General features: G+C 59.8%; 4 protein-coding genes and 1 pseudogene. 1 reads left to right on the top strand and 4 read right to left on the bottom strand.

What is annotated here, in order from left to right; translation table 11 throughout:
- Positions 1–175: 175 nt before the first annotated feature.
- Positions 176–1234 (bottom strand): alpha/beta fold hydrolase, encoded by a 1059-nt coding sequence (locus RMO81_RS08965; protein ID WP_310475488.1) that lies wholly within the window; start codon positions 1232–1234, stop codon positions 176–178.
- A gap of 139 nt (positions 1235–1373) precedes the next feature.
- Between RMO81_RS08965 and RMO81_RS08960 the strand changes: the two genes are divergently transcribed.
- Positions 1374–2348, top strand: a complete 975-nt coding sequence (locus RMO81_RS08960; protein ID WP_310475486.1) for an alpha/beta hydrolase — start codon at positions 1374–1376, stop codon at positions 2346–2348.
- A 230-nt stretch (positions 2349–2578) separates the two neighbouring features.
- On the opposite strand, the gene RMO81_RS08955 is transcribed toward RMO81_RS08960, so the two are convergent.
- The 3 genes and pseudogenes from RMO81_RS08955 to RMO81_RS08945 all read right to left on the bottom strand — a co-directional run.
- Positions 2579–6019 carry a M10 family metallopeptidase C-terminal domain-containing protein gene (locus RMO81_RS08955; RefSeq protein ID WP_310475485.1) on the bottom strand — a complete coding sequence of 1147 codons (3441 nt, stop codon included), beginning with the start codon at positions 6017–6019 and terminating at the stop codon, positions 2579–2581.
- Between the two features lie 375 nt (positions 6020–6394).
- Positions 6395–10540 (bottom strand): pre-peptidase C-terminal domain-containing protein, encoded by a 4146-nt coding sequence (locus RMO81_RS08950; RefSeq protein WP_310475484.1) that lies wholly within the window; start codon positions 10538–10540, stop codon positions 6395–6397.
- Between the two features lie 52 nt (positions 10541–10592).
- Positions 10593–10866 (bottom strand): annotated as a pseudogene (locus RMO81_RS08945) (hypothetical protein); the annotation flags it as partial.

Below are 10866 nucleotides of genomic sequence, written 5' to 3'. Positions count from 1 at the left end.
GATCCGGCCACCATCACCGATCACGCCACCTTCGCCAAGCCGGCGCAATATGCCACCGGCGTGTCCAACGTGTGGGTGAACGGCGTGCAGGTGCTGAAAGCCGGCGAGCCGACCGGCGCAGCGGCGGGGCGGGCGCTGAAGGGGCCCGGCACCGGACGGTGCCCGGCGTAAGGCCTTACTGGCTGCGCGCCAGCAGCGCCTTCAACTCGCCTTCCCAGAAAATGCTCCACGTGTGGGTGCTGTGTCCGCGCGATTCTGTGGATTCCGGGATCAACACGTACCGCGCTTGCGGCATCGCCCGCACATGGCGTTCGGGTTCGCCCACGCCGGGCGGGTTGATGAAATCGTCGGCGCTGTTCACCCAGGTCACCGGCACGGTGATGCGGGCCAGATGGGGCGCCGGGTTGTAATTGCGGCTGGCTTCCAATTGATAAATACGGTCGTTGGCGTCGGCGCTGCTGGCCAAGCCGGCCGTGATCGCGCGTTCCGCAAGGGCATCGCTGGCGGCGCGGCTGGGGGCATCGGCTTGCATCCGCACCGGCGCTGAACTGGCCATCGCCTGCAATGCCACACCTACCCGCATGCCGTTCAGCGGCGGTTTGGTGAAATTGCCGCCCTGCCAGTCGGGATCAGCCTTGATCGCCTGAATGGCCATCGCCCGCCACATGCGGTTGCGCCCGGCCAGCTCTATCACGTTGCAGGCCAGCGGCATGATCGCAGCCGCGCGGCCGGGCAGATCGGTGCCGAACTGGAAACCCATCATGCAGCCCATCGACGTGCCCATCAGCAGCCGCAACTGCTGCACGCCCAGATGATCGAGCAACTGCCCCTGCGCGCGCACCATGTCGCCATAATCATAGGCCGGAAACGCCATCTTCAGGCCATCACTGGGCTTTGACGATCCGCCATGGCCAATGGCATCGGGCAGGATGATGAAATATTTGCCCGCATCCAGCGTGCCGCCGGGTTCGAACAGGCGCGCGAACTGCGGCACCAGGAACTGCGCGCCGGTGCCGCCGGTGCCGTGGCCGACCATCACGGCGTTGATGATCTCGCCTCTGGCGTTGCGGATCGGCGTGCCAAGGGTGCGGTAGTGCTGCTTCACTTGCGGCAGGGTCTTGCCGTCGGAGAAGCGGAAGTTGGCGGTGGTGAAATCGGCCTCGCTGACCGCAGGCGCAGCGGCGGCGCCAGTGGCGGCGAGCAGGGCGGCAACCGCCAGCGTGCGCAACATCATTTCGGCAAACTCCCCTTTGCGTTCCTGCTGGCGACATTGCCGCCGCTGCGGCGGAGCGCAACGAAAAAGCGCCTTGGGCTGGGGGATTGCCCGGATAGCAAGCTGCCGCCCGGCGCGTCATCAGGATGCGGGAGACGAGATGATCCGCCGGCGTGCCTTTCTTGCCCTTGCCTTGGCCGCTGCTGCTGGCGCGGCAGTGACGGGGCGTGCCTTCCGCCATGATCTGGCTGCCGCGTGCCAGCGGCTGGCGGGGCGCAGCCGGCTGGTGAATACGCGCCACGGCCAGATGGAAGTGGCCGAAGCCGGCGACGGTCCGCCCGTGCTGATGGTGCATGGCACCGGTGGCGGATTTGATCAGGCGCTGGCCTTCGCCGCGCCGCTGCTCGCGCAAGGCTGGCGGGTGATTGCGCCGTCGCGCATCGGTTATCTGCGCAGCGATTATCCGCCCGGCGCCACACCGGCGACCGAGGCGGATGGTTTTGCCGATCTGCTGGACGCGCTGGGCATCGATCGCGTGCCTGTCATCGGTGGTTCGGCCGGCGCGCAACCGGCGATCGAATTCGCCATCCGTCATCCCGTTCGCTGCAGCGCGTTGGTGGCGCTGGTGCCGGCGGCCTTTGCGCCTGGGCGGCCGCCAGTGCGTCCGCCCACGCCGCTGGCCCAGGCCATCATCGATCATGGTCTGCAATCAGATTTTCTGTTCTGGGCCGGGATGAGCGTGGCGCAAGACGCGATGATCGGTGCGCTGCTGGCCACCGATCCGGCTTTGGTGCGCGCCGCCGCGCCCGCCGAACAGGTCCGCGCCCGGGCCATATTGCGCGATATCCTGCCGGTGAGTGCGCGGGCGCGCGGGTTTGCCCATGATGCCCGCTTTGCCGCCGATCCACAGCCCCAGGCGCTTGACCGCATCGCGGCGCCAACGCTGGCGATTTCGATGGAGGATGACCGCTTTGAAACGGCAGCGGCCGCTCGCCACATCGCGGCCAGCGTGAAAGGCGCTGAACTGATCCTCTATCCCACCGGCGGCCATATCTGGATCGGTCGGCAGGCGGCACTGTTTGCGGCGGTCGACGATTTTTTGCGCCGGGCGGGCAAACAAAAAGGCCGCCCCTGACGGAGCGGCCCTTTGAAAAATGGTGCCAGAAGAGGACTCGAAGGAAGTCTAGAAGTAATTGATAAATAACAATATTATGCTATTGTCTTCTTCAAAGGCCCCCAAATGGGTCCCCATTGTCATCGCGCACTGTCTTCGTTTTCATGCTTTTGAGACAAGAATCTGTCAGCCTACCTCACCGCGAGGCAGGCGCTGGCAACCAGTTCAGCCGTTTATTGCTTGCCTGTCATTTACGGAAACACCCCCGTGCCCACCACTTCTGCACCGATCAGCGTGGAGCCGAGATCGACCCAGTTGCTGCCGGTCCAGTAGATAGCGAGGCCATTGTCGTTCTGCAGGATCACGTCGTCACGGCCATCGCCGTTGAGATCATTGAAGCCGGCGACGTTCCACTCCGGGCCAATGGTGGCAAAATCCTTCCAGCCGTTCACGCCCTGGGTCGCATCCCAGAAGATGGTCACACCATCGTTGCGCTGCAGGATGAAATCATCGGAAAGCCCGCCGGTCACATCGCCCAGACCGGCGATCTTCCAGCCGGGCGCCAGCGTGATCAGGTTGCGCCAGCCCTGATCGGTGAAGGCAATCACCGCGCCACTGCCATTGTTCTGCAGGATCACATCATGCTTGCCGGTGCCATGGATATTGCCGAATTCGGCCTTGCCGCTGCCGTTGATGTTGGCAACGCCAACCACGCTCCAACCGGTGGCCAGGCTGAACAGATCGCTAATGCTGCCGTTGGTGGCATCAAGGATGCGCAACTGGCCGGCCGCGTTCGTCAGCAGCAGATCCTCTGCGCCATTGCCCACCAGATCGCCGGTGGCAATCACGTCGAACCCCGGTGCCGCCGGCAGCAGGGCAAATCCGGCGCCGCCCAGCGTGGTGTCCCACCGGATCAGGCCGCCGCCTGGCTTGCCCAGCAGCACATCACTGCGCCCATCACCGGTAAAATCCGCCACGGCAGTCACCATGCTTGTCGCATCAAGCCGGAGGAAATAGCTGAAACCATTGGAACCCTGAGTGGAATCCCAGCTGATCAGATCGCGCGTGCCGGGCAGGAACAGCAGCAGTTCTTCCGGGATCAGTCCCATCAGCCCATCTTCGAACTCAAGCCGCTCAATGCCGGTGAGGGTGTCAACGCCATCGCGAACGGGAGCGCCACCGCCACTGGGGCGCAGATCGCGAACGGTGACCGTATCGCCCGACCGTGTGACCTCATAATCCAGCCTCCTGCCCGAAAAAGTTCCGGTGTCAAAGCCTTCGCCCCCTGACAAGGCATCATTGCCGCGACCGCCGGAAAGCGAGTCATCGCCGCTTTCACCGAGCAACATATCGTTGCCATCATCACCAAGCAGCGTATCGTTGCCCGCGCCACCGTTCAGCAGATTTTCGCCGCGATTTCCCGAAATGCGATTGTCGAGGCCGTTGCCGATGCCGAAATAATTCTCGGTGATGCTGGTGCGAAAGCTGGTGAGGAAGGTGTTTTCGAAATTCAGCAGATTGAGATTTTCGACATTGTCATAAAGCGTGAAGTTGGTGGTGGCGTTGATCGTGTCGATGCCTTCGTCCGGGTTTTCAACGATCAGATCGGCCTGGGTATCGGCCCAGTAGATATCTTCGCCCGGGCCACCGAACAGGCGGTCATTGCCGCCTCGGCCATAGAGGATGTTGTTGCGGGCATTGCCGAACAGGCTGTTATCGCCGTCATTGCCGGCACCGATTTCTCCGAACAGCAGCCTGAGATCCTCGACATTGTCGAGCAGCACGGCAAAATCGCTGGTGGCGATGACGGTGTCATGGCCTTCCCCGGCCAGTTCAACCACGCGATCCAGCAGATCGTCGACGTAATAGACGTCGTCACCCGCGCCACCGAACATGAAATCATTTGCACCGCCGCCATCGATGACATCATTGCCATCGCTGCCAAACAGGTTCTGGCCGAAGGCGCCGCCAGTGAGCGTCGAGCCCGGCGCATTGGCATAGACCAGCGCACCCGGCGCGGAATTGGTGACCGCTGTTGGCAACATGGTGGTGATGATGTCACTGGCAACAATATTGCCCTGCACCAGGATCGAAACCGTGCCGCTGGCGGTGGTGGCGGTGAGCAGGGTGCCGCCGGCAACCTGGGCAAGCATCACCTCGGCCGGTGCCAATCGACCGAGGTCGATCCTGTCCACACTGGATTCGAAAAAGCTGATCACGTCGCGTGCGGCCACCGTCGAATCCGACGCCTGGCGATAGACGAAGACATCGGCGCCAGCGTTGCCATACAGAAGGTCGGCGCCGCCGTTGCCGATGATGACATCGCCCCCGCCGCCGCCGTTCAGCCGATCAACCCCATCACCGCCGATCAGGATCGCGATGCCGCCGCTATGGACCTCGCCCGTGGTAATGCCACCGCGACCATCATAGACATTGAAACCAGCGCCCAGTTCGACATTGCCGGTGATCAGCCCGCGGTTGACAAGAATGTCGCCCTCCAGCCCAAACACCAGATTGCCGGTCCATCGGGCCCCGGCGGCGTTGATCACCGTGTTGTAATTCCATTCCAACAGCAGATCGCCCTCGATCCGCCCATGGTTGGAGATGCGAAAACCGGTCTTGTTGCCGCCAAACGTCATGATCGCCGTGCTGGCAACGATCACCCCCGTCGCCGTATTGGTGAAATCGGCATAGGCATGAATATTGCTTGAATCCGTGAACAGGGCGATGCCAATTGTTGCCTTGTTGGGATTGGTCGAGATCGCTTCGATCACCCCGGAATTGATGATCTGATAACCTGAACTCTGGCCGGTGCGAATGCCGGCGATGCCAATCGGATCGAAGGGATTGCCGCCTTCGACCCGCAGGATGGCATTGTTTTCTATCCGCGACTGGAAGCCGCTGTTCGAAATGCCAAAGGCTTCACCGCCCGATTTCACCTCGATCAAGCCATTGTTGATGATGGCGGACCCACTGGCAACGCCAACGGCACGGGAAAAGGATTCGGCAACTCTGACCTGCGTGACACGGATGACGCCATTGTTGTTGAGTGGCGCCGTGCTGCCCATGAAGGCACCGGTGGGGCCCTGCCCCAGATTGCCGCCGGCCAGCACGTCGATGCGGCCATTGTTGATCAGGCCCACGGCGGCGAAATCGGCCGAAACGGCGGCGCCAATGGCCTCACTGGCATCGGCGCTGCCAACCCGCACCGACGCATTGTTGGTCAATATCGCCGTCTCGGGCGAGAATGTGGGCAGGGTAACCCTGATTGGTACCGGCGCGCTGAAGACATAATACTGGTCGGCCGCGATAGTGGCACTTGCGGTGAAATTTGGCAGCGCAGCAAGCGACTGGGTGGTCTGGCCGGGTTCATCAAGGCCATCGAGATCGAACACCAGTGACGTTGTGCGGGTAACGCCGTCACGCACCGTCGTGACGGCAAAACGTTCCTGCGTGCTCTGCCCCGTCGACAGCAGGTTGGTATCCGGATCATTATTGTCGAGCGCGTAGGTAAAGCTGCCATCCGCTGCCACGGTCAGCGTGCCATGGATGCCGCGCACGGCCGAGCCAACCTCGGTGTTGGAGGCGCCGGCCAGCGCCACACCGGTCACGCTGAAACTGGCAACGCCGCCCGGCCGCAGCGTGCCGCTGGCCAGGGATGGAGCCTGGGTGTTGCTTTCGCTGACGCGCATCAGCGGTGGTCCCGCGGACACGCCGTGTCCGGCCGATTACTGTTCCTGACACCCAACGACCGGCGGGATGCCCCGGCAACAGTCAAGATACGGCCTGGCACGAACAACAATCCCCACGCGAACAATCAACACCGTCATATCGACTATTTGTATCGGAAGAAAGTCTTTCGTTCGGTCAAAAACGATGGCCAGCAAGAATTCGCGGTTTCCCAGCCGAAACTGCAGTACTGTACCGCGTTATCACTATAAACCAGATCGACAGCGCGAAATCGTGCATTGGAAACCGCGCTCGCCACAGGCCAGCGCGGGCTGCGGGTGACGCAGTGAAGAAAGTCTGCTGCCGGTGTTCAAGTGGCCGCAATCTGCCCTTTCAATTCACGGAAATACCCCGGTACCAACCAGCTCCGTACCAATCAGCGTGGAACCGAGATCGACCCAGGTGCTGCCGGTCCAGTAAATGGCGAGGCCGTTGTCATTCTGCAGCATGACATCGTCGCGGCCGTCACCGTTCAGATCATCGAAGCCCAGGAAATCCCACGCCGGGCCAATGGTGGCAAAATCGCGGAAGCCGTTGCTGCCCTGCGTTGCATCCCAGAAAATGGTGACGCCGTCGGTCCGCTGCAGGATGAAATCATCCGCCAGCCCGCCGGTCACGTCACCAAGCCCCGCGATCGCCCAGCCCGAACCCAGCGTGAGCAGGTTGCGCCAGCCTTGATCAGTGAACGCAATCACGGCGCCGTTGCCACTGTTTTGCAGGACCACGTCGGCCTTGCCGGTGCCGTTGATGTTGCCGACGCCGGCCACGCTCCAGCCCGAAGCGAGGCCGAACAGATCGCTGACGCTGCCGGCCACGGGATCGAGAATGCGCAGCTGGCCTGCGGCGTTTTTGAGCAACAGATCGGTGGCGCCGTTGCCAACCAGATCGCCTCTGGCAATCACCTCAAAGCCGGGCGCGGCCGGCAACACCGCAAAGCCATTGCCACCCAGCGTGGGATCCCACCGGATCAACCCACCACCTGGCTGGCTGAGCAGCACATCTGTGCGTCCATCACCGGTAAAGTCCGCTGTCGCCGCCACGGTGCTGTTTGCGCCCAACTTGAAGAAATAGGTGAAGCCGTTCGAACCCAGTGTGCTGTCCCACGTGATGAGATCGCGGCTGCCGGGCAAGAACAGCACCAGTCTTTCAGGCTGCATGATCTGTGTCACGCTGATGCTGTATGTACCCAAATCGGTCGACGAAAATGACGCGGCTGCCAAGTAATAGGTGCCGCTTTCATTTGGCTTGAATTCCGAAATCCGGGCGTTCAAGCCGTCGCCACTGTCATCATCGAATTGGACGACATTGCCGTTGCTGTCGAGTATGCGAAGGAGCGGGTCGGACAATGTACCGTCCCCCGAATGAGCGCCCCGCAAGTCAAACTGATAGGTGCGACCTGCCTCTAGCAGAACCGAAAACCAATCTTCATCGCCGGCCCGATCAACTGCGCCTGTTCGCCTTCCACCAATCTGCACCGCTCCGGATGTGCTGGGGCTGCCCGCAAAATCGTCGGAAAGTCTATTCCCCGTTTCAACCGCTCGAAGAGTGTAAGTGCCAGTTGCTGAGGGGGCCAAGGTGGCAGCAGACACGAAATATATGCCACCCTCGGCCACAAGGAATTCTCTTATTCGGGCGTTTGATCCAATGCCGCTGTCATCATCAAAGGCCAGCACATTCCCACTGGAATCAAACACGGAAAGCGCCGGATCGGGGAGTGTGCCGTCCGCTGATGGCGCCCCGAAAAGGTCGAACTGGTATGTTCGTCCGGATTCAAGCGCTATGCCGAACCAGTCAGCATCGCCTGCCGTGTCGATGCGCGAGAATTGTTCGCCTCCAACTGTCAAACGCCCAACCGTTTGGGCATTCATTGATTGAATATCGCTGGCCGAGGGCTGGCTGATTTGCAATGCCTTGACGACATAACTGCCATCGCCAAAGTTCGACTGGACCGAAAGATAATATGTTCCGCTTGTGGGGGCCACGAAATCACTGATCCGCGCCCGCGCGCCGAACCCGGTCGTATTGCCAGCAAAAGCAGTCACCTGCGAAACACCCGAGGCATTCAACAAGTCGATGCTCGCATTCCAAAGGGAGCCTTCGCCGGTAACATAATCGCCAAGATCGAACCTGTAAGTTTGCCCAGACTGCAGCGAAACCCGGAACCAGTCTCTGTCATTCTGGATATCGATGTTGCCGGCTTGACTGCTTCCCACAGCGAGCACGCCGCTGGTGCTGCTGTTGGCACTATAATCATCGACCTGATTGCTGGACGGGAGCTCGATGAATTTTATCTCGTATGTTCCAATCCCGCTGCTCAAGTTCTCGCTTGCAACAAGACGGTACGTCCCGTTCTGATTAACGCTAAAGTCAGTGATTTCGGCGCTTCTTCTAAAACCGCCGCCAAAGTTCGACTCAATTGTGATGCCAGACTGGTTCTGCAACTGAAGTCGTGGTTCAAACAACGTGCCGTTCCCGGTCGACGATGCGAGCATGGCGAATTGATACTTGCGGCCGGCCAATAGTGTGACCTCAAATGAATCCCGCTCGCCAAAGGTGTCAATTGTGCCCACAATTGTTTCGCCAACGGAAATCGGCTGAATGGCTAAACTGCTTCCTGCAACCAGCGCTGCCGCAATGGCGTAGGTTCCGGTCGCTTCGGGATCAAAAGCCTCGGCAGCCAGAAAATAAGTGCCGCTGGCAGGGGCAGTAAAGTCGGAAATTCGGGAATCGAATCCGTCACCGCCGTCATCGTCCAGCACAAGAAACGTGCCATTGCTGTCGAACAGTTGCAGCAGCGGATCGCTCAATGTGCCGCGGCCCGTCTGGCTGCCAAGAAGATCAAATCGATATTTGGCGCCCGCCTGCAAGTTTACACGGAACCAGTCACCATCGCCGCCAGTCTCGATGTTTCCGGTCAGTGAACCGCCGATGGCCACCACAGTGCGCGTCGACAGGTTGCCTGGAAAATCATCCGGTGGAGTGCCGCGTGGATTGCCCGCAAAGATGCTGGCGCTGATATCGATCCCGATCGGAATGCCGTCCAGCAGCGCAAGCAATGTCCAATCCTGGGCTGTTCCCGGCCCGTCGGGGTCCACCAGCAGACGCACCGCACCCGCGCCTTCAGTACGCCGTTCAAGGCGCCACAGCGCAGTTGCAGCCGCACCGTTTTCAACCCCTGTGCGCACCACATCCTGAATGTCGATGACATCGCCCTCGGCAAAAGCGAACCGGCCACGGCTGTCGCCCTGATTCAGATCCTTGATGCGGTCCGGCTGCACGATTTCGACGAGGTCGCCCAGCGTGAAGCGAAAGATGTCGGCGCCGGGTCCGCCGTTGAGGAAGTCAACGCCCTGTCCGCCGAACAGGATGTCCTCACCGCGGCCACCATAGAGCGTGTCGCGATCAGCGCCGCCGGACAAGACATCCGCGCCGCTGCCACCAATCAGCGTGTCATCACCTGCGGCCCCATCAATCCGAAGGCTGACTGTTTCGACCAATCCATCAAAGCGGTCACCGAGGTTGCTACCAATGTATGCATCAAATTCAGGGTCGCCGATGAGGCTGCCAGGAATTCCTCCTGAGTAACCACCTGCGCTTCTGTCTGCCAGGAATATTTCACCCAAAGCTACCGGTGAACTATCCTTGAAAGCCGGACTTGTGTTTATGAAGTTTATTGAGGAAAGGTAGTTTCCGCTTTTGTGAGCAACAAGATAGTCTCTTAGTCCGAAAAATGTACTATCATTAAGTATTATTGTATTGCCAATGTGATTAAACGAAAAAAGTTTTCCAACTAAATCTACATCGTGGCGAATCAGGTAGAAATTCTCATTCCGCGAAAGTTCCGGAACGATGCCCAGTCCGGGGCCTCCAATACTTACGCCGCCAAAAACATTGGCATTTTTCACTGCAACGCCTTCGGCTACGAGGCCGCCCAAACTGTGGCCTGCAGTCAATAGTGTAAATCTATTTGATTGGGCATAACTAGCCGCAGACGAGACCAAATTCGTGAATTTGTTTGCAGCCAATGCCGCTGTATCGATAAAGGCAAGACTGAGATCAACGATGAATAGGTCTAGGAGGCTGTCTGTTCCGCGAAAAACAACAGACACTAATCCTTTATCACTCTCGACAGCGACATATGCCTGCAGTCCCAAATAGACAAAATACCCATTCTCGTCGATTTCAACTCCGGCCAGTTCAAAATTTCCGAGATCTTTGTGACTTAGATATTTCCAATTTCCGGGTAGAGGAAGATTTTCGAACGGTGTTTTTTCGTAGGCGCGAACAGAAAGAGCAGCCAAGTCCGCAAGAACAGCAAATCCCATCTGGAAGGCCTCAGAAGCAGCAGACACTACTGGAGGACCCAAGATGGAGGACTGCGCATAAGACGCAGCTTCATACATTTTGGAAATAACTTCCGTTGTTTCGTGCTGGTCTGATCCATCCCCGTTGGAATTGCGAGTATAAAACCCGTCGCTCATCATGCCCCCCTCTGACCGCAGGGCTGTGGACCCCCGTAATTCCATGCCATATAAATCAGTCGTTAACAATTAGGTGGCGACCCCGATTATTGCAGCTCAATTGATAAAGCAGGCGGAATGAAGCGTTCCGATCAGCGCCAATCACCCTCCGCCGGCCATCCAGCCGCAGGATCAGCCCTGCCCTGCGAGGCGTGTCCGCCAGTTGCCAGCGGGTGAGGCGTTCGTAGTGGGCGCAGAAGCGGGTGAGGGCGGCTGGGTCCATCCCGTGCCGGCCAGTGGCGCGGGTGAGGGCGGCTTCCTGCTCAGCGCGCCAGCGGGGGACGGTTTCC

It is taken from the genome of Sandarakinorhabdus sp. (assembly GCF_031422795.1).
Lineage (GTDB): Bacteria > Pseudomonadota > Alphaproteobacteria > Sphingomonadales > Sphingomonadaceae > Sandarakinorhabdus.
Note: the sequence above shows the minus strand (reverse complement) of the source record. Positions and strands in the feature narration are given on the sequence as shown.

Coding starts and splice junctions, on each gene's coding strand:
- RMO81_RS08965 (WP_310475488.1), bottom strand. CDS start 1,234: ATGATGTTGCGCACGCTGGCGGTTGCCGCCCTGCTCGCCGCCACTGGC.
- RMO81_RS08960 (WP_310475486.1), top strand. CDS start 1,374: ATGATCCGCCGGCGTGCCTTTCTTGCCCTTGCCTTGGCCGCTGCTGCT.
- RMO81_RS08955 (WP_310475485.1), bottom strand. CDS start 6,019: ATGCGCGTCAGCGAAAGCAACACCCAGGCTCCATCCCTGGCCAGCGGC.
- RMO81_RS08950 (WP_310475484.1), bottom strand. CDS start 10,540: ATGATGAGCGACGGGTTTTATACTCGCAATTCCAACGGGGATGGATCA.